Source organism: Bacillus cereus group sp. Sample62 (assembly GCF_036851315.1).
GTDB lineage: Bacteria > Bacillota > Bacilli > Bacillales > Bacillaceae_G > Bacillus_A > Bacillus_A wiedmannii.
This window is the reverse complement of the sequence record NZ_JAFLPK010000001.1, coordinates 46757-72143: the sequence shown is the minus strand read 5'-3', so window position 1 is coordinate 72143 and position 25387 is coordinate 46757. Positions and strand designations below refer to the sequence as shown.

Sequence of the window (25387 nt, the reverse complement as noted above, 5' to 3'; positions counted from 1 at the left end):
TTATTCACCTTTCTCATGCTGTAAATTTGCATTACGCTCATATAACATATACAAACCCTTTAATGTTAAAAATGGATCTACAACGTCAATTACATTCGATTCTTCTGAAATTAATTTCGCCAATCCACCTGTTGCAATAACTTTCGGTTCTTGTTTAGCTTCCTCTTTCATACGCTTAACAATACCTTCCACTTGTCCAACATAACCATAAAGAATACCAGATTGCATTGCACTTACCGTATTCTTTCCAACAACACTGCTTGGTTTTGTAATTTCAATACGAGGAAGTTTTGCCGCTCTACTATATAAAGCCTCTGCTGAAATCATAATTCCCGGCGTAATAACTCCACCCATATAATGCTTTTCTTCGTTAATATAACAATATGTAGTAGCCGTACCGAAATCAACAATAATAAGCGGACTTCCATACAAGTGGATTCCTGCTACTGCATTTACAATTCGGTCCGCGCCTACTTCACGTGGATTTTCATATTTAATATTTAGCCCCGTTTTTATTCCAGGACCTACTACAAGCGGTTTAATTTTAAAATACTTTTCACACATGCGCTCTAAAGCAAACATAATTGGTGGTACGACTGAAGACACGATAATACCTTTCACATCTTCAAACGAAAGACCTTCATGCTCAAGCAATTGCTTTACAAGCATTCCATATTCATCTTCTGTCTTATGACGATCTGTTTCCATGCGCCAATGTTGACGAAGTTCCCCCTCTTCAAACACGCCTAGCACAGCATTTGTGTTCCCTACATCCAATACAAAAATCATATTCTCACCACTTATCTTATTTAATCTATATTTGTGCAGTATGTATAAAACTTATAAAAACATCATATCACACATACTTATATAATCAGCTTTTCTATCCTCATCATTTTACAAAAAGATTACGCTCTATTTCAATTTTTAATACCAGATTTACTTAAATTTTTTTCTACTTCATTTCGTTCCACAAATAAAAAAAGGAGTGACCATCGTCACTCCTTCATCTCTTACTTATCTTCTGATTCTTCATCGTCCTTCTTCATATTGATGTTTACTTTCACATCATCTGAAGATGTTGGACGCTCTGGCAATCTGCCGTAATCATATAAATGATTGATTTGCTCTGCATCTAACGTTTCTACTTCAAGTAACGTTTTCGCAATAATATCTAGCTTATCACGTTTTTCAGTAAGAATTTGTTTCGCGCGAGCATAACATTCTTTTATAATAGTTTGCATTTCCACATCGATTTCATGTGCAATTGCATCACTATAGTTTTGTTCTGAATGGAAGTCTCTTCCTAAGAACACTTGACCACCTTGTGAGCTACCGAATTGCATCGGTCCAAGCTTATCACTCATACCGAATTCCGTAACCATACGTCTTGCAATACCAGTCGCACGTTGGAAGTCGTTGTGAGCACCTGTGCTTGCTTCACCAAACACAATCTCTTCAGCTACTCGACCACCAAGTAAACCAGTGATTTTATCAAGTAACTCTGGTTTTGTCATGAAGTAACGATCTTCTTTCGGAAGCATTACTGCATATCCACCAGCTTGACCACGAGGGACAATTGTTACTTTATGAACGATATCTGCTTCATCAAGGACAACACCAATTACAGTATGGCCAGCTTCATGGAATGCAACGATATTACGTTCTTTTTCAGAGATAACACGACTTTTCTTAGCCGGACCTGCAATAACACGATCCGTTGCTTCATCAATGTCACTCATATCAATTTTCTTCTTATCTTGACGCGCAGCTACTAAAGCAGCTTCGTTTAATAAGTTTTCAAGATCAGCACCAGAGAATCCTGGTGTACGAGTTGCAATTGCTCTTAAGTTGATATGATCATCAAGCGGTTTATTACGAGCATGTACTTTCAGCACAGCTTCACGGCCATTTACATCTGGACGATCTACTGTAATTTGACGGTCAAAACGACCTGGACGTAATAACGCTGGATCAAGAATATCAGGACGGTTTGTTGCAGCGATGATAATAATACCTTCGTTCGCACCGAATCCATCCATTTCAACAAGTAATTGGTTCAACGTTTGCTCACGCTCATCATGGCCACCACCAAGACCCGCGCCACGTTGACGTCCTACTGCATCAATTTCATCAATGAAAATGATACAAGGAGCATTTTTCTTTGCATTTTCGAATAAATCACGTACACGTGATGCACCGACACCGACGAACATCTCTACGAAATCAGAACCACTGATAGAGAAGAACGGAACGCCTGCCTCACCTGCAACGGCACGTGCTAGTAAAGTTTTACCTGTACCTGGAGGTCCTACTAATAGAACACCCTTCGGAATACGGGCACCAACTTCAGCGAACTTACGAGGATCTTTCAAGAATTCAACTACCTCAACAAGCTCTTGTTTCTCTTCATCCGCTCCAGCAACATCTCTGAAACGAACTTTTTTCTTTTCGTCATTATATAACTTCGCCTTACTTTTCCCGAAGTTCATAACACGGCTACCGCCGCCCTGAGCCTGGTTTAATAAGAAGAAGAATAAAATGAAGATAATGACAAACGGAATGATAGAAGTAAAGAACGTTACCCAAGCACTTGTTTCTTCTGCTGGTTGATACTTAACTTCAGCACCTTGCGCTTTGTCATTAATTTTCTTTTGTAATTCCTCAGTATTTGGTGCATAAGTAACAAATTGTTCTCCTTGGCTAGAGTTGTTAAATTGTCCTTTTACCTCAAATACACCATTTTTCGGTTGAAGTTGCACATTACGCACTTCACCTTTTTCTAGTTTAGTAATGAATTTATCGTAGCTAACTGATGTCGTTTTTTGTGTCGAACCATTAAAATAGCTCACGATTCCAATTACTACTAGGAATATCAGTAAATAAAAGATGGTATTACGGAAGATACGATTCATTCCTAACCTCCTCTCACGGCATAAACACTATAGTAAATCGTAACATAGAAAAACTTTCCTATACAATTGTGACGCCTGTATTTAATTAATTTGAGTAAACACTTGGTTTTAATACTCCTACATAAGGAAGATTACGGTACTGCTCTTTATAATCTAATCCATACCCTACAACAAATTCATGTGGAACAGTAAACCCAACATAATCCGCTTTCAAATCTACCTTACGGCCTGTCGGCTTATCTAATAACGTAACAATTTTTACAGACTTCGCTTTACGATATTTGAATAGGTCTACTAAGTAACTTAGCGTAAGACCGCTATCAATAATATCTTCAACGATTAAAATATCGCGACCCTCTACAGAAGTATCAAGGTCTTTTAAAATTTTCACTTCGCCTGTTGAAACAGTAGAGTGACCGTAACTAGATACAGCCATAAAATCCATTTCAAGATATGTATCTGTTCTCTTTAATAAATCTGCCATGAATGGCATTGCGCCCTTTAATACACCAATCGCAAGAGGTATTGTGTTTTTATAATCCTCTGCAATAACCGCACCTAATTCGCGCACCTTTTCTTGTATCTGTTCTTCAGAAATTAATACTTTTTCGATATCTTGATTCATCATTTCATTATCCTCCCGGAAGACTCCTTGCTTTTGTAGTGAATAATCATATATTTATCCTTCTTTGCCGTCTCTTTCGAGATAGCAAATGCAGATCGCTTCAACAAGGGTATCCAAATAATATTCCCACTTGCATCACAAACGACCGGCCATTCTTCTCTTTTTTCTCTTGGTACTTTTGCTTCGATAAAAATAGTTTTTATCTTTTTTGTGCCATTCATACCTTGTATTGACATGCGATCTCCATTTTCTCTAGAACGAATACGAAGTGGATATGATATATCATTATACTTAGCAACAAATACTGTTTCATTCATGTTACTTGGTATATCTTCGCTCACCTCTGTTACAAGCTTATCCCCGTTCGATAGCGTAATTGTCCCGGGCACTGATAAATCTTGTAAAAAAGGAGAAACAATTTCTTGTTTAAATCCAAAGCTGCACTCCTCGTATGCACGAACAATTTTTAAATCACCTGGGAAATCAAGTGAACCCGAAGGTTGTGTCCGCTTAAAAAACTCGATCACTTTGTCAATATGTATAGAGGAAAGAGAAGATGGAATCTTATATTCATAAAGATAGTTTAATATTAGTTGAATCCCTCTTCTTTGTAAAGGCATAGAGATGGATTCAAAGGCAGGAATTGATAAGCTAATTTGTTTATCACTTTTTTTTGTAATTACTTTATTCATTTTCTCAAAAGCTAATTCCTGCAAATACGCCTCATCCTCTTGCATCTGCATGCTAAATTTTTGGAATTTCTCATGCACTTGTGAATTTTCTTCTTTCAAATGAGGAAGAACATATTTACGTAATCGATTCCTTGTATATACTTCCTTTTTATTACTTGGATCTATACGGGGAATTATTTTTAGCTTATTACAGTAATCAACAATCTCTTCCTTCGTTACTCCAAGTAACGGCCTAATTAAATATCCATTATGAAAAGGACGCTTCACTGCAATTCCTGCATATCCTTTCGGAGTACTCCCTCGTACAAGGCGCATTAAAATCGTCTCTACTTGATCATCACCATGATGTCCAAGAGCTACATATCTCGCATCATATTTCTTCATTATTCTTTCCAAAAATGCATATCTGCATTCTCTAGCAGCAACCTGTGCATTCATTCCGTGTTGCTGTTGATATTGCGACACATTAATCCTTATCGTTTCGCAAATAACTCCCAGCCCTTTACAAAGGTCCTGCACAAACTGTAGGTCCTCATGAGATTCATCACCTCTAAACATATGGTCCACATGTGCCACTACAATTTCGAACTGTTTTGCTGCTCTTTTTTCTAACAAATAATATAGAAGAGCCAAAGAGTCAGGACCACCAGAAACCCCTACAACAATTGTTGAACGTTCCTTTAATACATCATGCTGCTTTACAAAGTCATCTACCTTTTCAACAAATGTATCTTTCAACTTCGTAATCACCTTTCATTAAACAAGAACAGCAACGTTAGTTACCTTGTTTATAATGGTACAACTTTTACAAACATTGTGCAAAAAAAAGATATACAAAAATTAAATTTTTATCTTACATCATCCGTACATATTCACAAAAATAATAACATTATCTTTTAAAGTAAAAAAACCTAGGCATCCACCTAGGTTTTTAGAAAGAAACAGTGATAAAGAAACATCACACTTAAAATTTATTGTGCCTGCATTCCTACAATTGGAATTGTAGCCCACTTCGGCATATTTTTCTTCACTTTCGCCACAACGATAGTCATATCGTCATTTATATAACCATCACAAGAGCGAATGACCTCTTCCATAATGATATCAGCAATTTCTTGCGGATCTTCGGTTTGTAATTCTTTAATTTTTCGTTTCATCCATAGTTCATGATTTTCTACATGTTGCGCTCCCTCGAAAATCCCATCGCTCATCATAATAAGGATATCGCCCGTTTTTAATTGTTCACCTACTACATCAACTTCAACATCCTCAATAATCCCCATCGGCAAATTACTTGCCTCAATTTTCAAAATATTATTTGCACGTTTAACAAAACTCGGTGTCGATCCAATCTTTAAAAATTTCGCACTCGCATCCCGCAAATCCACCATAGCTAAATCTAACGTCGTAAACATCTCTTCTGTTGTTCTTAAAGAAAGAATAGAATTGATAGATTTAATCGCTATTTCCTCATCAATGCCTGATTGAAGTATTTTTTGTAATAATTTTACCGTTTCTTTACTCTCCATATGAGCTCTTTGCCCATTTCCCATACCATCACTAATTGCAAGCGCATATTTACCAACACTTAAATCCATCATCGCATAAGAGTCACCAGAAACAAACCCACCGCCTTTTGCAGCTGTGGCCAACCCAGTATCAAGAGAGTACGTTTTTGCCGAACCAAATGATATTAAGCTGTGGCCGTTCGGATAAGAAGATTTTTCTTCATGTTTAACAACAATATTTTCCTTTAGAATATCAGAAAGCATCGGCGCAACTAACTTTTCACATTCTCCATGTTCATTAGATGCAACTGGAATCAACATTTCAATATCAATACTTCCTCTATCTAAACAATATATATCAACATGCTCTACTTCTACGCCAAAATCACGAAATGCTTGCATAATCTGTTCTTCCTGCACTTGATGATTTTCTCGTTCTCTTTGGATCTCCTTAGCAAAATCCTCCATAACTTTTGATACACCTAATAGTTGCTCCGCTACTATTCTACGGTTTTCTTTCATTTGTTTTCGTAATTTTTGTCCTTCATAGAAGTGATCTAATTCACCCGCTACTAAATCCGTCACTTTCTTCCCTCTCACACAATGCTTGTCCCATTCACGAACTAACTTCCGATTATGCTGCAACGTCCCCTCTTCCGTTTCACTCATTATTTGTTTCATATAATCGTACGTTTTGTCGAAATTAACTACCCAGCATTGGTCCTTTTTAAAGCATGTTTGACATGTTTTTGCAGTAATTGTACTTAAGAACAAATCCGCTTCTGTCTCTTTATCTTCCTCCTCCACATATCCATATACAGAAAAGCTATTAGATAAAGCAGCAAATACATTGGCAAATTGATTAATTTTATTCGCTGTAACATCACGCATCCTTCTTAAATACTGTTGTTGATCTTGCGAATGTTCCTGTGTACCTGGCATGAATTTAGCAATACGATCCATAACAAGTTTCGGTGTTAATAAGAAGAACACAATCGCCACACCAGATTCAATTAAAGTTGTTACAATGTTTGTTTGCTTATCTACATATAGCGTAATCAAGCTCGTCCCAATTAATAAACCTAAACTAACACCTAAACGCTTCCCTTCTTTTAACAAACCACCAAGCAACCCAGAAAAAGCAAGTAGACTAAGTTGAGACAAACTGGAGACATTGGCTAAACTTAATATTAATCCAGTGACGACCCCCACTGTAGATCCTGTAGCAGCCCCCGCAATAAATGCAAACACGAGCACTAAATACCTAGTAAAAATATGTTGAATAGAAGCATCATATACAAACCAATCTGTTGTACCTGTTAAAACAGATGCTAGTAATATAATTAAACAAACAATTTCTTCTGTCTCTAGCGCTTGTTGTTTACCTTTTCGTTCTACTAAAAGCGGAACACTTTGTAAAAATATCATAGTTAATACGAAGCTAAGCCCTGCCTCAATCGTACTAACGAGTAAATCGTACATGGTGACAGTTTGTTGCGCGAAATATACGACAACTAAATGTGCGGTTAATGCGGAGATAAATACTTGAAATGGAACAAGTCCAACAGTTTTACGTGTAAATCGACTAAAGAAGATATTATAAATGAAGAAAGTAAAAATAGATGCAAAGGTAAAGAATAAATTATCTATCGAAACTGAAAGTGCGCCCCCCATAAGAGCCAAGAACGCGAGCGGCATTTTATCCCGCTTCATAACATAAACAGCAGCAAAAAACGGCAGTGCAAACGGTAAAATGTTTGTTAATATATATGCTCGTCCCAAAAGAAAACCAATAACAACAATAATAAATCCCCATCTAAAGAAAACCTGTTCAAACTTCATTCGCAACTTACTCGTCCACTTTACTGCTCCAAGCTGACTCTCATTCATTGCCAATGCACTTGTATTCATAGTATTCCTTCCTGCTTTAGGCATATTTTTAACACCACCTGCATAGTTTAATTACTGTCATTATAAAAGATGATTATTGGGATTTTTGTCAAAACAACAGTTTTCACTTTTATAATCTTTCGACTTTTTATTCGAAATAACTCTACATATATACACGGTATGTAATTTATTCTAACTATTTTAATTGAAGATTCAGAAAATATAGGGTGATTTTGTAGAAGTTTTGTATGTCTTAATTTATTTAACAAAAAAAGATCATGCAAATTTGCATGATCTTTTTAGGATGACCCGTACGGGATTCGAACCCGTGTTACCGCCGTGAAAGGGCGGTGTCTTAACCACTTGACCAACGGGCCGTTAAATTAAATATAGCGGCGGAGGGGATCGAACCCCCGACCTCACGGGTATGAACCGTACGCTCTAGCCAGCTGAGCTACACCGCCATGTCGTCTTATTTAACGGACAATTAGTATCTTACCTCATATATATTTTAAAGTCAACACATCTTGAAAACTTTTTTCAAAATATATTTTCACATATAAAAAAGCACCCCGAGCAATCGCCCTGGGTACCTCTCTATATGCTAAGAATTAAACGTTCTTATTATCCGCGACGTGCGCCACGGCCACCACGTTTAGATTCTGTGTTACGCTTTAAAGAAGTTAAACGATCTTCACTATCCTTTAAGAAACGTGCCATCTTTTGCTCGAATGTTTCTTTTGGAGCTCGTTCGTTACCGCCGCCACGGTTATCTCTGTTGAAAGAACGATTACGTTGTGGACGTCCAGAACGTTGTTGATCGCCACCGCCACTGCGTTGGTATTCACCACGTGGACGATCTCCTTCTGTTTTTTCACGCTCTTTCGCTTTTTTAATAGATAGACCGATCTTACCATCTTTTTCAACGTTAATAACTTTTACTTCTACTTGGTCGCCCACTTTTAAGTGATCGTTAATATCTTTCACATAATTATCAGCAACTTCACTAATATGAACAAGACCCGTTAAGCCTTCTGGCAGCTCCACAAAAGCCCCAAAATTTGTAATACCTGTTACTTTACCCTGTAACTTGCTGCCTACCTCGATTGACATAAAAAAAATGCTCCTCCTTAGTGGTTAAAAAGTCAAATTTTACTTTATTATATATAATCCTAAAATATAGTGTCAATAAGACATACTCTACTTAGAAACAGGAAAAATTATCTCCCCTTTTCCAGAGAAGAAATAATCCCTTCTAGCAATCTTTAATACGTACTCTTCATCATTTAACTTTTGAACTTCGTCTTTTAGACTTTTTTCTTTATTCGTTAATGAATCCAGTTCTTTTTTCATGTCCTTAACTTTTGCTTCTTTTGCTCTAATGGAACTGTTTTGTTGATAAAACGTTACACTAATACTCGCAATAATTGTAAAAGCAAAGACAAGAAAAACCGCTAAACGGCGATAAAGTCGCTTCCTGTTCTCATCCGTTTGTATTATATGCTCTTTAACAGGATTTGGACTCTGTTTTTCGATTGTTCTTTGTCTCAGTTCCCTCATTTCCGAGGTCCCCCTAACTTCTTTTTTATACGCTCCCATAATTGGAAGATGTGTCCCTTCAATTTTGCTATATATTGCAGGAACCCTACATGTTTCATTATAAAAAGTTTAACACGATTAGGGAGAAGTTTCCATATGAGCGAAGCAATAAATCGAACAGGCCAGAAAAAAACTTTCCATATGAAAAGTAATATCCAAATCACCATTTTCCATAACACATGTCCAATTGAAAGCAGTATACGAAATAAGAATAATATAAATGCAATAAATAGCTGCGCTATAATAATAACAGGTTTTATCATGAGTAGCTTTATAATTTGAACAAAAAAATGTGTTGTTTGCATAAAAATATAGATGAGAAAATTTAACAGTTTCATGTATAGTGCTTTCAATAAGCTTTGATATGCCGCAAAACCACATAATAATGCCAAAAATACATATATACGTAGTTCAGCTTCATTTACAAGAAGCAATACATAAAAAACGAATAATGCTTGGACAATCCAAAATAGTATATCATGTATAAATACAAGCCAACGTTTACGTTCTTGCCGCTTTAAAAATCGTTGGTATGTATCTAAAGACGCTCCAATCCAAGCACCCATTCCGATCATTGAGAGCATCGTATACAACTGAATTGTTAGACTCATTTAAACAACTTACTAAAGAATCCTTTAGTTTTCTCCCCTTGATTCTCATCAATATACAGCATCTCATGAACTTCCCCTTTAATCGATACAACACCTTTTTCTACATCTAAATTTTTCATTTGCAAATTTTGACCACGAATTGTTAAAAAACCCATTACGGTCTCAAGTAAAAACTCCTCGCTATCAAAACTCTCTACCTGCTTTACACCGGTAATATCAATTACACGCCTGCCACGCATAATAATATCATGCTCTACCGAAATATTTTGTTGATTAGAAGACATAGGTGAGTAACCATTATTCACGTAAATCCCCCCATAGATTTATACTAGCTAATAGTAATGTATGAAGGGATAATTGATTTTAGAACAAGCCTTCTTCAGCCTTTACTTTTTCTTCGCGAACTAAACTATACATATTTGCTGCATCTTCTTTTTTAGTCGTTTCTTTCAATTCGTTTATTTTTACAGTTACTATTTTTTGACCAAAACGAATTGTTAATTCATCAGCTACTTTCACATCTGAACTCGCTTTTGCCACTTGACCATTAATTGATATTCTTCCTTGATCAGCTACTTCTTTCGCTAATGTTCTTCTTTTAATTAAACGTGATACTTTTAAAAACTTATCTAGACGCATATCAAATCCCCCTATTAACGCTCTGTTTGTTTTGCCTCTTCCCATAAAACATCTAACTGCTCTAATGATAAATCTTGCATCTCTTTATTCATTTCAGCTACCTTTGCTTCCATGTATAAAAAACGACCGACGAATTTCTCATTCGTTGAACGTAACGCCTCTTCGGGATCTATTTTATAATGACGAGCTATATTCACAAACGCAAATAGTAAATCGCCAAATTCACCTAACATTTTCGCCTCATCCATATTTGTAACTTCTTGTTGGAACTCTTGCCATTCTTCTAAGGCTTTCTCTATCATCGGTTGTACTTCAACCCAATCGAAACCAACTTTGCCAGCTTTTTTCTGGATTTCATAGGCCCGTAGTAACTGGGGCAAACTTTTTGGAACCCCATTTAAAACAGATTCTTTCACGAATCCTTTTTCTTGTTTTTTAATTTCTTCCCAATTGGCAATTACTTCATCGGCATTATTTACATCCGTATTCCCAAATACATGCGGGTGGCGGCGAACCATTTTCTCAGATAAAGTTCGAATAATATCATCTATAGAGAACCAACCTTCATCCTCCCCGATTTGAGCATGCAACATAACTTGTAATAATATATCACCCAGTTCTTCTACTAAGTGATCATCATCCTCTTCATCAATTGCTTCCAACACTTCATAAGCTTCCTCAATTAAATACTTCTTTAAAGATTGATGTGTTTGCTTTTTATCCCACGGACAACCATTCGGTCCACGAAGGTCTGCAATAATTTCTCTAAGCACATCAAACTGTTGATACAAGGACGCACGTTCTTTAACTGGTGGTACATATACACTCGTTAAATTATTCAACTCTGTTTCATGATCTAACATGTACAACGGTACCTTTTTAACTTGTTCAAATGAAGTCCCTGCAGCTGTTACGATATACACTTCATAATCATCTGATAGCATCTCCATTAATGTTAATTTCACATCAGACGCAACGAATGCATCATATACTTGGCAAAAGATTAAATGTTGACGTAATTCTAATTGTCCTCTTTCAAATGATGTGGCGTCAATTAATTGGAATCCTTCAATCGGATCAATCTTTAGACTCGCAAACATAGGATCAAGGAAACTTTGTCCACCTTCAATGCGCACTTCAACATTCGCTACTTCGCCTTTTTCCAACAGTAGCTGAACCGTTCTTTCCGCTACAAGCGGATGCCCTGGCACGGCATAGATGATTTCTGTGCCTTCAGCTTGTTCTAGCAATGTATTCGCGATTGTTTCATATACAATTTCAAATGTATCATGTGCTTCATATACACTGTCAAAGGCTGTATATTGTATACCTTCTTTCTCCAACTCTTCTATAACGGGATGTTCCTTCGTTCTAACAAACATGTGATCTGCTTCTTTTATTTTTCGATATACACCCATCGTTAACTGATCTAACTCACCAGCACCTAATCCTAAAATAGTAATGATTCCACTCACAACCTGCCACCTCTATCCACTCTTCTTCAATGAACCTTCTTTTTTCTCTTTTTTCATAACGGTTCCTATTTCCGCTTTTGTAAATACACGTAATTTTAAAATTAAAAACACATATGTTAATCCACCGATAACTACACCTAACAATGCCTCAATTGTTGCAATTCCTCTATGCCTTGTATCAATTACTAATCCAGACATTTGCATCACACGTATAAACATTATTAATACAAACCCCATACCGATACCACTAATAACTACACCTAGCATATTACGCTTATCGATAAGAGCTTCGGATACAGCTTGCATAAGTAATGCACTATTTAGCACAGAAATTACAATTAACGCAACTAGCGTTGCAATTGCAGCTCCCTTCACACCAAAATATGGCATTAACATATAATTTAAAGCTAACTTTAAACAACCCCCAAATATAACGAATATTGCTGGTTTTAATGTTTGTCCTAACCCTTGCAAAATAGAAGCAGTTGTAATCGACAATGAACTAAATAAAATAGATAAAGATAAAATGGATAAAACATCTGATCCATCACTATTTTCAAACAACATAATATTCGTAGGCTGAATAATACAAGTTAATCCAATGGCAGCTGCAAATCCAATAACAAATGTTATTTTCATTGCTAACTTTACCTTTTCTCGAATAAAGGAAAGATCTCCTCTTTCCTTCGCCGCTGTAATAATTGGAATAAGTGACAACGAGAAAGAAGTTGTCACGACAGTACCTAATTGCATAAGCGGGATACTTCTGTCGTAAACACCTTTTAATACCTTTGCACTTTCAGCTTGCTCTCCTGCCCTAATAAGTAAGGAATAGAAGGAAACAGAATCAGCCATTTGTATAAAAATAAGCACTAAGTTACTAATACAAATCGCCAATCCCTGCCAAAACAGAATTTTAATGATTCTCTTTTTCCCCTTAATTCTCTTTACATTCTTGAAAAATATAGAACGAAAGTCATGACGCATATAAATTACAAGTACAATAATCCCAATCAGTCCGCCTGCGATTGAACCTAACATAGCACCTGCACCGACCGTATATAAATCAAATCCGCGAGCAATTAGGAATAGAGATAAAAATACAATAATAGAAACACGAATCGTTTGTTCTATCACTTGAGAAACAGCTGTTGGCATCATATTATTGAACCCCTGAAAATACCCTCTTGCTACAGATAAAAACGGCATCAATATGAATGAAAATGAAATAACACGTAATAACTTATCTAAGTGTATATCGCCCATGGCTGTTGCAATTGCTTCGGCACCAAAAAACAATGTAAAAAAGCCTATGAAACCAATTACTAACAAAAACCAAAAAGATACACAAATAATTTCTTCTGCTTCTTGTTGTTTCCCTCGCTCTAATCGTTCCGCAACCATTTTTGAAATTATAATGGGGAACCCATAAGTAGCTAAAATTAAACAAAATCCATAAAACGGATAAATTTGTTGGTAAATATAAAAACCAATATCACCCGCTATATTTTGATATGGAATACGGTAAAAAGCGCTTAGTACCTTTGTAACAAAACTTGCGATTGTTAATATAATAGCCCCACGCCAAAAGGCTTGATACTTCTTCGATTCCATACAAGAAAACTCCTTTTTCTATTCTCACCCCTCGTATTATATCATAAAGAAAAGGACAAGCTTCCTTACCTACACGAGTAATAATACGCTCGTGCAATGATAGAAATATTCAACGAAAAAAGGTAGCAAAGCGCTACCTTTTTTCGATATACATATATCTCCAAATAATTGATTTCTCAAGAAGAAATATCATAATTAGGAAAGATTGCTACTTCTAAAATTCGATATAGCCTTACTGCTCCATTTGTTTCGCTAAAAAGCTTGCAGCTGTATTTACTGACTTATGCTCTACTTCACTTATAATAGCCTCTTTAGAGAAGATAACAACAGCTCCAATTGGATCCCCATTCGCAACAATCGGGCCAATTGTATAGGAATTCACTTTTTCTGTTACTCCATCAATAATTGAAATTTCGCTTTCATCTGTCATAATTACAGACTTACGCTCTTCCATTGTCTTCTCAATTAAATCGCCAACACTTTTATTTAAGTATTCTTTTTTAGATACGCCCGCTACTGCGATAATAGAATCACGATCGCATACAAGCACATTATGTCCTAAGCTATCGTATAAAGCTTCCGTATATTCCTTTGCAAAATTACCTAGTTCACTAATTGGAGAATATTTTTTCAAAATCACTTCTCCATCGCGATCAACAAATATTTCTAGTGGGTCTCCTTCTCGAATACGTAAAGTTCTACGAATTTCCTTCGGGATTACTACCCTACCTAAATCATCAATTCGACGTACGATTCCAGTTGCTTTCATTCTAATGCTGCCTCACTTTCTACTGATGATCAAAGTGGTGAATTTACCTGTTCATGTAAAAATCACCAACTGTTAGACATAGTATTTTACACATTAGTTCTTCTATGCACGCCGAATTGTATTTTTTATCTTATATTAGGCATTTATGACTTCTTTTTTCACATCTGGTAGGCCTTTTAATAAATTTTCAGCAATTGTTAACCACTTCGATGTCTCTAAGCCATTTGTTTTCATAACGATTTTCAATTGTGACCCTTCCATCCCTAGACCGATCATACGTCCAAAACTATTTCCAAGCATGAATAATTTTCCGCCATCAATATTTTGACTTGCTTGTTCTGAGAACAGAATTGTTACTTCAAATTTATTTTGCTTAATTAACTCAATTTGTTCTTTCATTGCCAATACTTTAATATTTGCAATTTGCAATAAGTAACCAACTTCTTGCGGGTAATCACCAAATCTATCTATCATCTCTTCCTGCAACTCTTCAATATCCTCAATTGCAGAAATACCTCTAAACTGTTTATACATCATAATTTTTTGTTTACTATCTGAAATATAAGCATCTGGTAAATATGCATCTACTTCTAAATCAATTTCAACATTAACTGTATTTTCAACCCCATCTGTTCCTCTACGCTGTTCAATTGCATCTTTTAACATTTGAGAATATAGATCAAATCCGACAGAATCAATAAATCCATGCTGTTCGGCTCCTAACAAGTTACCTGCACCACGAATGGATAAGTCTCTCATCGCAATTTTGAAACCAGATCCAAGCTCTGTAAACTCTTTAATTGCCTGCAGACGCCTCTCTGCAACTTCCGATAACACTTTATCGCGTTTGTATGCAAAGTATGCATACGCGACGCGATTAGAACGTCCAACACGACCACGAAGCTGATACAACTGTGATAATCCCATACGATCTGCATCAAATACAATTAATGTATTTACATTCGGAATATCTACACCCGTCTCAATAATTGTTGTACTTACAAGAACATCATGCTGCCCCTCTAAAAACGATAGCATAACAGACTCTAATTCACCTTCATTCATTTTCCCGTGTGCGTATGTTACACGAGCGTCTGGAACTAACATCGAAATTTCATCTGCTTTTCTTTCAATATCCTCCACACGGTTATATAAGAAGTAAATTTGACCTCCCCTTGCAAGCTCTCGCTCTATCGCTTCTCGCATTAATGCGGGATTATACTCTACTACATACGTTTGGACTGGGAAACGATTTTCTGGTGGTGTCTCAATAACAGATAAGTCACGCACACCAAGCATAGACATATGCAGTGTACGCGGAATCGGAGTTGCCGTTAATGTTAATACGTCAACATTTGCTTTTAATTGTTTAATTTTTTCTTTATGCGTTACACCAAACCTTTGTTCTTCATCAATAATAAGAAGACCTAAATCTTTATAAGTAACATCTTTAGATAAAATACGATGCGTTCCGATTACGATATCTACCGTACCATCTTTTAAGCCTTTAATTGTTTCATTTTGCTGTTTTCTCGTACGGAATCTACTTAATAATCCTATATTGATTGGATAATCTTGAAAACGCTCTCGAATTGTTTCATAGTGTTGTTGTGCAAGGATCGTTGTCGGCACTAAAATTGCAACTTGTTTTTCATCCATAATTGCCTTAAATGCCGCACGGATAGCTACTTCCGTCTTTCCATATCCTACATCACCACAAAGAAGCCTATCCATCGGACGTCCACGTTCCATATCTTTCTTAATCTCTTCAATAGAACGTAATTGATCATCTGTCTCTTGATATGGGAAAGAAGATTCAAATTCTTGTTGTTCTGCCGTATCTGGTGTATATGCATAACCCTTTGAAGCTTCGCGCTCAGCATATAGTTTAATTAGGTCATCCGCAATGTCTTGTACAGATTTTTCAACTTTCGTTTTGACCTTTTTCCAATCATTCCCGCCCAATTTATACACTTTTGGATCCTTACCTTCAGATCCTACATATTTTTGCACTTGATCAATTTGTTCAATTGGAACGTATAACTTATCATTACCTTGATATTTAATATTCAAGTAATCTTTATGAACACCATTAATCTCTAATGTCTCGATACCTAAGAATTTACCTATACCATGATTTACATGAACTACATAATCTCCAACTTTTAATTCCGAATAACTTTTAATACGTTCCGCATTAGATAACTTTTGCTTACGTTGTGATTTTTTAACTTTCTTATGAAAAAGCTCTTTTTCAGTAATGACAACAAGTTTTTGCATCGGCATTTCAAACCCTGCATGTAAATCACCTACAGCAATTTGTAACCTTCCAGGCAATAATATATCTGTGCCTTCTACGATATCAGCCTCAATATCATAATCACTTAAAATATGTTGTAGTTTTTTTACACGTTCATCATCAGTTCCGAGCACAACAGTCGTAAAATGCCCTTCATTCCATCTATCAATTTCAGTTTTCAACAACTGCATCTGCCCATGGAAATCTTGCATTGTTTTACATGTCACATTCACAATGTTTTGCGGATGTGTATGTGCTATATGACGTAAGAATAACGTTAAATATACAAAACTTCTTTTTTTATGGTGAAGAAATTCCTCAAACGAGTGTGAGAAAGATAAATCTTGAATAATTGTTCCCTCACCAAGAAGTGATATATACCATTCCGCCTCTTCCGTTTCAAGATGTGATGCTGTTTCTTGAATACGGGAAATCTCATCTAAAACAACAATACCATCTTCTGGTAAATAATCTATCAGACTAGCAGGTTCGTTATAGAAAATAGATAAATATTTAAACATCTGTTCTATACTTTGCCCGTTTTTTAACATCTCAATTTCATGACTTACCGTCTCAAGCACTGTAGTCTTCAATTTATCATCAGAAAGTTTTTGCATCGTCTTAGTCAAGCCTTCCTCAAGATGCTTAATTCCCGACTTCAATTCTTCCTGTGAAAATAAAAACTCTGTTGCTGGACCAAATCTAACACTTTCTTTTTTATCTTGAGAGCGCTGTTCATCCACATCAAATAATCGAATAGAATCAACTTCTGTGTCGAAAAATTCAATACGAAATGGTAACTCTTCAGTTAATGGATAAATATCTAATATTCCCCCGCGCAAACTGAATTCCCCAGGAGCTTCTACCATTGACTTACGCTCATAACCAATATGATGTAAAGTATGCAAGAATGTATCTAAATCAATCTCTTGCCCTAGACTGATTTCGATTTGCCTTTTCTTCCACAATTCTTTCATTGGTAAAAATCTGCGTAATCCTGCAACTGGTGCTACAATAACTCCATTCTCTCCTGCAGCTAAACGATTCAATACTTCAATACGTTGCGCCTTCAATTCTGGGCTTGCAACACCAATTTCTGATGCTATCAATTCATTTACTGGGTATAACCACACATCTTTTTCACCAAGTAACGCCACTAAATCTTCATGCACTTTTTGTGCTTGATATAAATTATGCGTCACAATAAGTTGTGATTTTTTTGTTTTTTTATATAAGGCCGCCATTAATAACGAACGAGAAGAGGTTGCCATACCTGATACAAGTTGTTCTTTTAAACCATCTTCTAGTCCATTAATAACCGATTGGATCTCTTCATTTTTATAAAATTGCTCTAATAAACCTATCATTTTCAAAACCCCTCTCAACATAAAGAGCAAGCCACTATATTTTATGCAAATATTTTGGAAAAAGAAAACAGAAAAATGCTTTGGACATGCCAAAGCGACAACATTTTATTGCAGAAATTTTTCATATTCATAATACTCAGGATAAGATGCGAGCGTTTCTTGACACGATTCACAAATCGTTTTTATATATATATTTCCATTCTCATGAAAATGAATCATCTCTACTACTTCTTGCTCTGTTAGTTGAAATAAAACGTCGCTATACACTTTTTCTGCAGTAACGGAGCCTACATTACTCCCGCAATGTCTGCAATAATAATACCCTTCCATACTAGCCTCCTAAAAATCCAATTACTACTAGTATGGGTAAAAACAAGACAAAATATTCCCAATCATACTCTTAACTATTGAAGGTATTCATGATTTGAAGAAAGGGTTTATTTAACCATTCTTCACATGCATCCGCTGCTTTTTCAATAGAATGACTCACATCAGGAATTTCTTCCGATGTAAAACGTCCTAATACGTAATCTACTACCTTCATGCCATTTTTCGGACGATCAATTCCCATGCGGATACGTTGAAACTCTTGTGTTCCTAAATGTGAAATTGTTGATTTCACACCATTATGTCCGCCAGCACTACCTTTCATACGAAGGCGTAATTTACCTACAGGGATGTCTAAATCATCGTACAGAACAACGAAGTCCTCAACATCAATTTTATAGTAATCCATGAGTGGTCGAATACTTTCCCCAGATAAATTCATATATGTAAGTGGCTTTAATAAGATTACTTTTTCTCCATTAACAAATCCTGCACCAAATACTCCTTTAAATTTTTGTTCATTCAAAGAAATATTCCAACGCTTTGCAAGTTCATCAATCGCCATAAATCCAATATTATGCCTTGTTAATTCATATTCTCTACCCGGGTTCCCAAGTCCTACTATCAATTTCATTCTTGTACCACTACTTTCTTTTTTCGATACGAAAAGACGTAACCAATCTTGGTTACGTCTCATTCTATCCAATTAATTGAATAATACACTTACAGATTCTTCTTCGTATACACGAATGATTGCTTCTCCGATTAGTGGAGCAACTGAAAGTTCATGTACTTTGTCGATTTTCTTCTCTTCTGGTAATACGATAGAGTTTGTTACAACTAACTCTTTAATATTTGAGTTTTGGATACGCTCAATTGCTGGACCAGATAATACTGGGTGTGTACAGCAAGCATATACTTCAGAAGCACCGTTCTCAACAAGAGCGTTTGCTGCTAATGTAATTGTACCAGCTGTATCAATGATGTCATCAATTAAAATTGCTGTTTTACCTTCAATATTACCGATAATGTTCATTACCTCTGATACGTTCGGACGAGGGCGACGCTTATCAATAATAGCGATTGGTGCTTTTAGACGATCTGCCATTTTTCTAGCACGAGTTACCCCACCGTGGTCAGGTGACACGATTACGATATCTTTAAGACCTTTTGTTTCAAAGTAATCTGAAAGAATCGGTACACCCATTAGGTGGTCGATTGGGATATCAAAGAACCCTTGAATTTGTGGAGCATGTAAATCTAGAGTGATTACACGAGTTGCACCTGCTGTTTCAAGCAAGTTTGCTACAAGTTTCGATGTAATTGGTTCACGAGAACGCGCTTTACGGTCTTGACGCGCATAACCATAGTAAGGAATAACAATATTAATTGTTTTTGCAGATGCACGCTTTAATGCATCGATCATAATAAGTAATTCCATGATATGTTCGTTTACTGGGAAGCTTGTAGATTGAATAATGAATACATCGCAACCACGGATACTTTCTTCAATGTTAATTTGAACTTCTCCATCACTAAAACGATCAACAGAACATTTTCCTAGTCCTACTCCAATGTGCTTTGCAATTTGCTCAGCAAGTTCCTTATTAGAGTTTAAAGAGAATACTTTCAAATTAGAATTTAGATATTGAGTCGACATCTAGATTAACCCTCCACATTATGATTTTTTCTTATTCAGCAATTGATCAACATAGTCTTCTTTGTTAACTTGACGTGCACGTGCTACAGATAATGCTTTTGATGGAACATTCTCTGTAATTGTAGAGCCTGCTGCCACATAAGCACCATCTTCAACTGTTACAGGAGCAACAAGGTTTGAATTACATCCAATAAATACCCCGTTACCAATCACAGTTTTAAATTTATTCTTACCGTCATAGTTCACCGTAATTGAACCACAACCAAGATTCACGTCTTCTCCAACTTGTGCATCCCCGATATAACTTAAGTGTGAAGCTTTACTTCTATTACCGAAAACAGTTTTTTTGATTTCCACGAAGTTTCCAACGCGTACTTCATCTCCAATAACTGAATCTGGGCGAATATGTGCAAATGGACCAACCGATACTTCTGTACCAAGTTTACTATCATGTACAGTAGATTGACGAATTGTCGTACGATCTCCAATTTCACTATCGCGAATTACTGTATGCGGTCCGATTTCACAATCAGAACCAATTACAGTATTCCCCTCAATAATTGTTCCTGGATGAAGAACTGTATCACTACCGATAATTGCATCAGCAGAAATATACGTGTTACTTGGATCAATAATTGTAACACCATTTACCATGTTCTTTCGGTTGATACGGTTTTTCATAATAATTTCCGCTTGCGATAGAGCGACTCTGTCGTTAACACCTAACGTCTCATCGAAGTGCTCTGTTTGATAAGCTGATACGATATGACCTTCATTTTTTAAAATCTCAATAACATCTGGCAGGTAATATTCACCTTGTACGTTATCATTTGAAACTTTAGAAAGTGAGGCGAATAAAGCTTTATTATCAAAACAATACGTACCTGTATTGATTTCTTTAATAGCTAATTCTTTCTCATTTGCATCCTTATGCTCAACAATCTTTTCAACATGACCATTCTCATTACGAACGATACGACCATATCCAGCAGGTTCTTCTATGTAAGCTGTTAGCACCGTTGCCATTGCCCCTGCCTCTTTATGTTGCTGAAGCAACGCTTCCATCGTTTCAGCAGTTATTAGCGGCGTATCACCACAAATAACTAAAGTTGTTCCTTCTTCGTTTGCAAGTACACTTGCAGCTTGATCTACAGCATGTGCTGTACCAAGTTGTTCTGCTTGTAATGCAAACTCACTTACGTTTCCTAGCTGTTCTTGTACCATTTCAGCACCATGTCCTACGACTGTTACAAGTTTCTGCAATCCTAATTGCGTTACTTGATCGACAACATGTTGTACCATAGGTTTTCCACATACAGGATGAAGCACTTTGTATAGCTTAGACTTCATACGTGTGCCTTTGCCTGCAGCTAGAATCACTGCAAATCTGTTTGACATATAGACCCTCCATCGCAACCTATTTATCCATTAACGATATTATCCTAAATCATCATATATTTCAAGAAACACATTTTAACTATTAAATTTTACCATAATTCTTATACGATGTTTTACTCTTTAGTATCTTTTTTAAGAAATAAGCTATACTATTTAAAATGATTTTGAAAAAATTAGAAGTTTTCCTCTTCACTTTAATGAATTCAGAATTTTCCGTACAAAAATAGATAAAACCACAAAAAAAACAAACTCCTGTAAATGCTTACAGGAGTTTGTTGCAAAATTATAGGGATTTCTTTAAAAAGCCCTTTTCATTCGAATTTTACGAAGCACCCGCTTCTTCAAACTCAACCTCTTCTAACTCGCCTAAACGATGATACTCTGTTAAAACCGCATCTTGAATTTTAGAGCGTGTATTAGAATTAATTGGATGTGCAATGTCACGGAATTCTCCATCTGGAGTACGTTTACTTGGCATTGCTACAAATAATCCATTATTACCATCAATTACACGAATATCATGAACAACAAATTCATGGTCTAGAGTAATAGAGGCAATTGCTCTCATGCGGCCTTCTGTGTTTACGCGGCGTAATCTTACGTCAGTCACTTCCATCTTGTGTTCACCACCCTTTTCTAAATAAGCGATATATTTGTATAAATTCCACAAAATTTCTATTTTCCCTTTAATTTTTTAAAAATTTTTAAGATAAAAATTTTTAATGTAATTGAATATAGAGATTAGTGGAGGTTATCGCTTACAAAGAATTACTTAACTAGGGCAATTACTTCGATTTCAACTGAAACATCTTTCGGTAATTTTGCTACTTGTACACAAGAACGAGCTGGCTTATGAGTAGAGAAATAAGAGCTGTATACTTCATTAACAGCATTAAAATCATCCATATCTTTTAAGAATACTGTTGTTTTTACTACTGTATCAAATGAAGCACCTGCTTCTTCTAATACTGCTTGTAAATTTTGAAATACTTGCTCTGTTTGTACTGTCACGTCTCCTGCTACAAGCTCTCCACTTGCAGTTAACGGAATTTGTCCTGAACTGTAAAACATATTATTTACAATAATCCCTTGTGAATATGGTCCAATTGCTTGTGGTGCATTGCTTGTTTGAACAACTTTCATATTTTTTCACCCTTTTATTATTTATTTTTACTCTTTAAAAATAGTGCACGAAAAGCAGTTTGTCCATCTATTTTATAATTTATAAATACAATAAAAAAAAAGATAAAGCGATCTGCTTTACCTTTTTACTCAGCCTCTACAAGCCCTTCATCAAATGGTGCCAGTGAATAATTTCCCTTTTCCACTTGAATCGCTTTTTCTTTCACATCAACTTCTGAAAGACGAATTAATGATACAAAATTATTAATTAGTCTTTCTTCAATATCCGTGGATTCTACTAATACACCAATACCAACAACATTAGCCTTAAACTCTTCTAACATACTCATCATACCTTGAATTGTCCCGCCAGCTTTCATGAAGTCATCAATAATTAAAACATTTGATCCCTCTGGAAGGCTACGCTTTGCTAACGTCATTGTTTGAATTCGCTTAGAAGAACCTGATACATAGTTAATACTAACAGTTGGGCCTTCTGTTACCTTATTATCTTTCCTTGCAATTACTACCGGTACATCTAAGTAATTTGCCACCGCATAAGCAAGTGGAATCCCCTTTGTTGCCACCGTCATAACCGCATCAATTGGTTGCCTAGCAAAAACAGAAGCAAACAAACGACCTGCGCCATTAATATGGCGAGGATTACTTAAAAGATCTGTCATATATAAGTAACCACCAGGCAAAATACGACCTGGATTTTCAAATAAGCTACAAAGCTCACCAATAATTAGATCTGCCTCTTCCTCACTTATATATGGTATATATTTCACTCCTCCTGCTGCTCCTGGTACCGTTTGCAATGTGCCGACCCCTTGTTGTTCAAACGTTTGCTTAATAATAACTAAATCTTCACTAATGGAAGACTTAGCTGATTGATACCTTTCAGCAAAAAAAGTGAGAGAAACTAGCTGACGAGGGTTTTGTAACAAGTAATACGTCATATCGACTAATCTTGTACTTCGTCTAATTTTCATACTCTCACCTCAAATCACGAATATTCTAAACAAATCATAACGTATTATACGTCTTTATTCAAGCGTTTCTCGCTCTCCTAATAAACGTACTGCGTATACTTGTTCACAAAATCCTTTTAATCCGTTATATATACGATGCATTCGCGAATCATGGTGCACAAGACCAAATACGGTTGGGCCACTTCCACTCATTAATACAGCATCCGCCCCAAATCGCTTCATCTGTGCCTTAATACGTGCAACTTCAGGATGCATCGCAAACGTTACATCTTCTAAAACATTACCAACAGTATCACAAATCCCTTTGTAGTCCCCAGCATTTATGACGTTAACCATTTTATCTACATTTGGATGTGTAACTCGATTTAACTTTAAATTTCCATACACATCAGCAGTAGATACACCAATATGGGGTTTTGCTAAAATAACCCAACAAGAAGGCGGAGTTTTTATGTGCTCAATTTGCTCTCCTCTTCCTGTGGCAATTGCTGTCCCACCATATACACAAAATGATACATCTGATCCGATTTTTGCGCCAAGCTCTGCTAACTGATCAATTGTAAGCCCTAAATTCCATAATTTATTAAGGCCACGTAATGTCGCTGCTGCATCACTACTTCCACCTGCTAATCCAGCTGCTACTGGAATCGTTTTTTCAATAGTAATAGATACGCCTTTTTTCACATTAAACTTCTCTTTTAATAATTTCGCTGCTTGATAAGCTAAATTTCTTTGGTCGTCTGGGACATACCGATTATGGGATAAAATTTCAATACGGTCTTCTGCTAATTCCATTAGTTCTAAACGATCCGCTAAATCAATTGTTGTCATAATCATTTTCACTTCATGATATCCGTCTTGTCTTTTTCCCAGTACATCTAACGACAGATTAATCTTTGCTGGTGCTTTCACTAGTAGCTTCAATCTATTCACCCACTCTATGTACTCAATCTTTTATCGTTTATTTTACCATAAATTTATAGTAAGACGATGACACTTCCCTAATTATAACGAAAAGCATTCAGAATGAAACTACTTATGTAAAATGATGGCACCTTTTCGAGTACAAAAAGCCGAGGAATCACTCCTCGGCTACCGTAGCATAGAAAGTATCTTACAACTACTGGTTTTGTTTCATTAATTGCTGTTCTGCAATTTCTATAGCACGTTTCACCATGTTACCAGCATCTTTCGCACGAATTCCGCCCCAGCCTTCTTTTTGAACAACATCATAAAAGCCTAGCTCTTTTGCAAGCTCTTCTTTAAATTGATTTGACATGACACCTCTTCGTCTACTCAATGCAGAGTCCCTCCTTATTTTGCTACGGTATAATTAGTATGCAAAATAATATAGCTTTTCATTTGTGGGAATATATGTAACGATACATGAATTATAAAATCACTTCATTATGAGGTTCACCATAAAATGTTAACTCTACTGTCTCTGTTAAAACATCCGCATAGCTATACGATACACGTTGCAACGCATCTTCTTGCTGATCCAATTGTACAACAAAAACAGAACGGTACGTTTCTGCAAGTACACCTGATTGTTCTACTGTTTTTCTTCTCCCACTATTTGCCTTTAACATCAGTCTCTGTCCAAGATGGTGATCTAATTCGCTTTTAATTTCATCTAAACGTTTTGACATATACTTCGCTACACCTCGCTGTAATTTAGATTGAACACTTAAAACACGATATATCTATCCCAATTATTAACCGCAACTCACAGACAATATCATTATAAAAGCATCATGCGTTCAAATAGATAGAAGAAATACTATATTGTAAAAGTATCATTATGTAGTCTGCGCGTTCTTGTCTCTTTTTATCCAAGCTGATTTAAATCCTTTCCATACAAAAAAGCAAGATACATATG

24 protein-coding genes and 2 tRNA genes are annotated in these 25387 nt (G+C 36.0%); all 26 read right to left on the bottom strand.

The window, feature by feature from the left end; translation table 11 throughout:
- The 26 genes from J0835_RS00375 to veg all read right to left on the bottom strand — a co-directional run bounded on the left by J0835_RS00375 (position 1) and on the right by veg (position 25157).
- Positions 1 to 789, bottom strand: coding sequence for a type III pantothenate kinase (locus J0835_RS00375; RefSeq protein WP_000578367.1), 789 nt, complete (start codon positions 787 to 789; stop codon positions 1 to 3).
- A 224-nt stretch (positions 790 to 1013) separates the two neighbouring features.
- Complete coding sequence (ftsH, locus tag J0835_RS00370; protein ID WP_001079657.1) at positions 1014 to 2915, bottom strand: ATP-dependent zinc metalloprotease FtsH; 1902 nt, start codon at positions 2913 to 2915, stop codon at positions 1014 to 1016.
- A gap of 85 nt (positions 2916 to 3000) precedes the next feature.
- A complete protein-coding gene (hpt, locus tag J0835_RS00365; protein WP_000981845.1) occupies positions 3001 to 3543 on the bottom strand; it encodes a hypoxanthine phosphoribosyltransferase in 543 nt (180 codons plus the stop codon).
- On the bottom strand, positions 3540 to 4970 hold the full coding sequence (tilS, locus tag J0835_RS00360; protein ID WP_087979109.1) for a tRNA lysidine(34) synthetase TilS: 1431 nt from the start codon (positions 4968 to 4970) through the stop codon (positions 3540 to 3542). Before tilS ends, hpt begins: the two co-directional genes overlap by 4 nt.
- Positions 4971 to 5203: 233 nt before the next feature.
- Positions 5204 to 7675 carry a stage II sporulation protein E gene (gene spoIIE, locus J0835_RS00355; RefSeq protein ID WP_064475159.1) on the bottom strand — a complete coding sequence of 824 codons (2472 nt, stop codon included), beginning with the start codon at positions 7673 to 7675 and terminating at the stop codon, positions 5204 to 5206.
- Between the two features lie 260 nt (positions 7676 to 7935).
- A tRNA-Glu gene (locus J0835_RS00350) sits at positions 7936 to 8007 on the bottom strand.
- 13 nt (positions 8008 to 8020) lie between these two features.
- Positions 8021 to 8094: transfer RNA gene (locus tag J0835_RS00345), tRNA-Met, on the bottom strand.
- Between the two features lie 160 nt (positions 8095 to 8254).
- Positions 8255 to 8743, bottom strand: a complete 489-nt coding sequence (locus tag J0835_RS00340) for a S1 domain-containing RNA-binding protein (RefSeq protein ID WP_087979108.1) — start codon at positions 8741 to 8743, stop codon at positions 8255 to 8257.
- An 87-nt stretch (positions 8744 to 8830) separates the two neighbouring features.
- The gene (gene divIC, locus J0835_RS00335) at positions 8831 to 9190 is read right to left on the bottom strand and encodes a cell division protein DivIC (RefSeq protein ID WP_001208737.1); all 360 of its coding nucleotides are present in this window, start codon (positions 9188 to 9190) and stop codon (positions 8831 to 8833) included.
- A complete protein-coding gene (gene yabQ, locus J0835_RS00330; protein WP_016085301.1) occupies positions 9187 to 9840 on the bottom strand; it encodes a spore cortex biosynthesis protein YabQ in 654 nt (217 codons plus the stop codon). Before yabQ ends, divIC begins: the two co-directional genes overlap by 4 nt.
- Positions 9837 to 10145 (bottom strand): sporulation protein YabP, encoded by a 309-nt coding sequence (gene yabP, locus J0835_RS00325; protein ID WP_333728053.1) that lies wholly within the window; start codon positions 10143 to 10145, stop codon positions 9837 to 9839. The genes yabQ and yabP overlap by 4 nt, the downstream gene beginning before the upstream one ends.
- Positions 10146 to 10203: 58 nt before the next feature.
- Positions 10204 to 10479 carry an RNA-binding S4 domain-containing protein gene (locus tag J0835_RS00320; RefSeq protein WP_001234876.1) on the bottom strand — a complete coding sequence of 92 codons (276 nt, stop codon included), beginning with the start codon at positions 10477 to 10479 and terminating at the stop codon, positions 10204 to 10206.
- A gap of 14 nt (positions 10480 to 10493) precedes the next feature.
- Positions 10494 to 11954, bottom strand: coding sequence for a nucleoside triphosphate pyrophosphohydrolase (gene mazG / locus J0835_RS00315; RefSeq protein ID WP_087979107.1), 1461 nt, complete (start codon positions 11952 to 11954; stop codon positions 10494 to 10496).
- A 12-nt stretch (positions 11955 to 11966) separates the two neighbouring features.
- Complete coding sequence (locus J0835_RS00310; protein WP_087979106.1) at positions 11967 to 13568, bottom strand: putative polysaccharide biosynthesis protein; 1602 nt, start codon at positions 13566 to 13568, stop codon at positions 11967 to 11969.
- A gap of 232 nt (positions 13569 to 13800) precedes the next feature.
- Positions 13801 to 14337 (bottom strand): stage V sporulation protein T, encoded by a 537-nt coding sequence (gene spoVT, locus J0835_RS00305; protein ID WP_087979105.1) that lies wholly within the window; start codon positions 14335 to 14337, stop codon positions 13801 to 13803.
- Positions 14338 to 14472: 135 nt separating this feature from the next.
- Positions 14473 to 18003: a transcription-repair coupling factor gene (gene mfd, locus J0835_RS00300; RefSeq protein ID WP_087979104.1), complete on the bottom strand. Its 3531-nt coding sequence runs from the start codon at positions 18001 to 18003 to the stop codon at positions 14473 to 14475.
- A 105-nt stretch (positions 18004 to 18108) separates the two neighbouring features.
- Complete coding sequence (locus tag J0835_RS00295; RefSeq protein ID WP_000399441.1) at positions 18109 to 18333, bottom strand: anti-sigma-F factor Fin family protein; 225 nt, start codon at positions 18331 to 18333, stop codon at positions 18109 to 18111.
- A 70-nt stretch (positions 18334 to 18403) separates the two neighbouring features.
- Positions 18404 to 18964 (bottom strand): aminoacyl-tRNA hydrolase, encoded by a 561-nt coding sequence (pth, locus tag J0835_RS00290; RefSeq protein ID WP_080377450.1) that lies wholly within the window; start codon positions 18962 to 18964, stop codon positions 18404 to 18406.
- A gap of 72 nt (positions 18965 to 19036) precedes the next feature.
- Complete coding sequence (locus J0835_RS00285) at positions 19037 to 19990, bottom strand: ribose-phosphate diphosphokinase (RefSeq protein WP_000107420.1); 954 nt, start codon at positions 19988 to 19990, stop codon at positions 19037 to 19039.
- 18 nt (positions 19991 to 20008) lie between these two features.
- Positions 20009 to 21388 carry a bifunctional UDP-N-acetylglucosamine diphosphorylase/glucosamine-1-phosphate N-acetyltransferase GlmU gene (gene glmU, locus J0835_RS00280; protein WP_000071045.1) on the bottom strand — a complete coding sequence of 460 codons (1380 nt, stop codon included), beginning with the start codon at positions 21386 to 21388 and terminating at the stop codon, positions 20009 to 20011.
- 322 nt (positions 21389 to 21710) lie between these two features.
- The gene (gene spoVG, locus J0835_RS00275; protein WP_000454042.1) at positions 21711 to 22004 is read right to left on the bottom strand and encodes a septation regulator SpoVG; all 294 of its coding nucleotides are present in this window, start codon (positions 22002 to 22004) and stop codon (positions 21711 to 21713) included.
- A gap of 152 nt (positions 22005 to 22156) precedes the next feature.
- The gene (locus tag J0835_RS00270) at positions 22157 to 22531 is read right to left on the bottom strand and encodes a RidA family protein (RefSeq protein ID WP_048562634.1); all 375 of its coding nucleotides are present in this window, start codon (positions 22529 to 22531) and stop codon (positions 22157 to 22159) included.
- Positions 22532 to 22656: 125 nt separating this feature from the next.
- Complete coding sequence (gene purR / locus J0835_RS00265) at positions 22657 to 23505, bottom strand: pur operon repressor (protein ID WP_087979103.1); 849 nt, start codon at positions 23503 to 23505, stop codon at positions 22657 to 22659.
- Between the two features lie 54 nt (positions 23506 to 23559).
- On the bottom strand, positions 23560 to 24429 hold the full coding sequence (ispE, locus tag J0835_RS00260) for a 4-(cytidine 5'-diphospho)-2-C-methyl-D-erythritol kinase (RefSeq protein WP_000772096.1): 870 nt from the start codon (positions 24427 to 24429) through the stop codon (positions 23560 to 23562).
- A gap of 196 nt (positions 24430 to 24625) precedes the next feature.
- Positions 24626 to 24805 carry an acid-soluble spore protein SspF gene (gene sspF / locus J0835_RS00255; protein ID WP_001985066.1) on the bottom strand — a complete coding sequence of 60 codons (180 nt, stop codon included), beginning with the start codon at positions 24803 to 24805 and terminating at the stop codon, positions 24626 to 24628.
- A 91-nt stretch (positions 24806 to 24896) separates the two neighbouring features.
- Entirely contained in the window at positions 24897 to 25157 is a 261-nt protein-coding gene (veg, locus tag J0835_RS00250; protein ID WP_000044349.1) for a biofilm formation stimulator Veg, read from the bottom strand.
- Positions 25158 to 25387 lie beyond the last annotated feature (230 nt).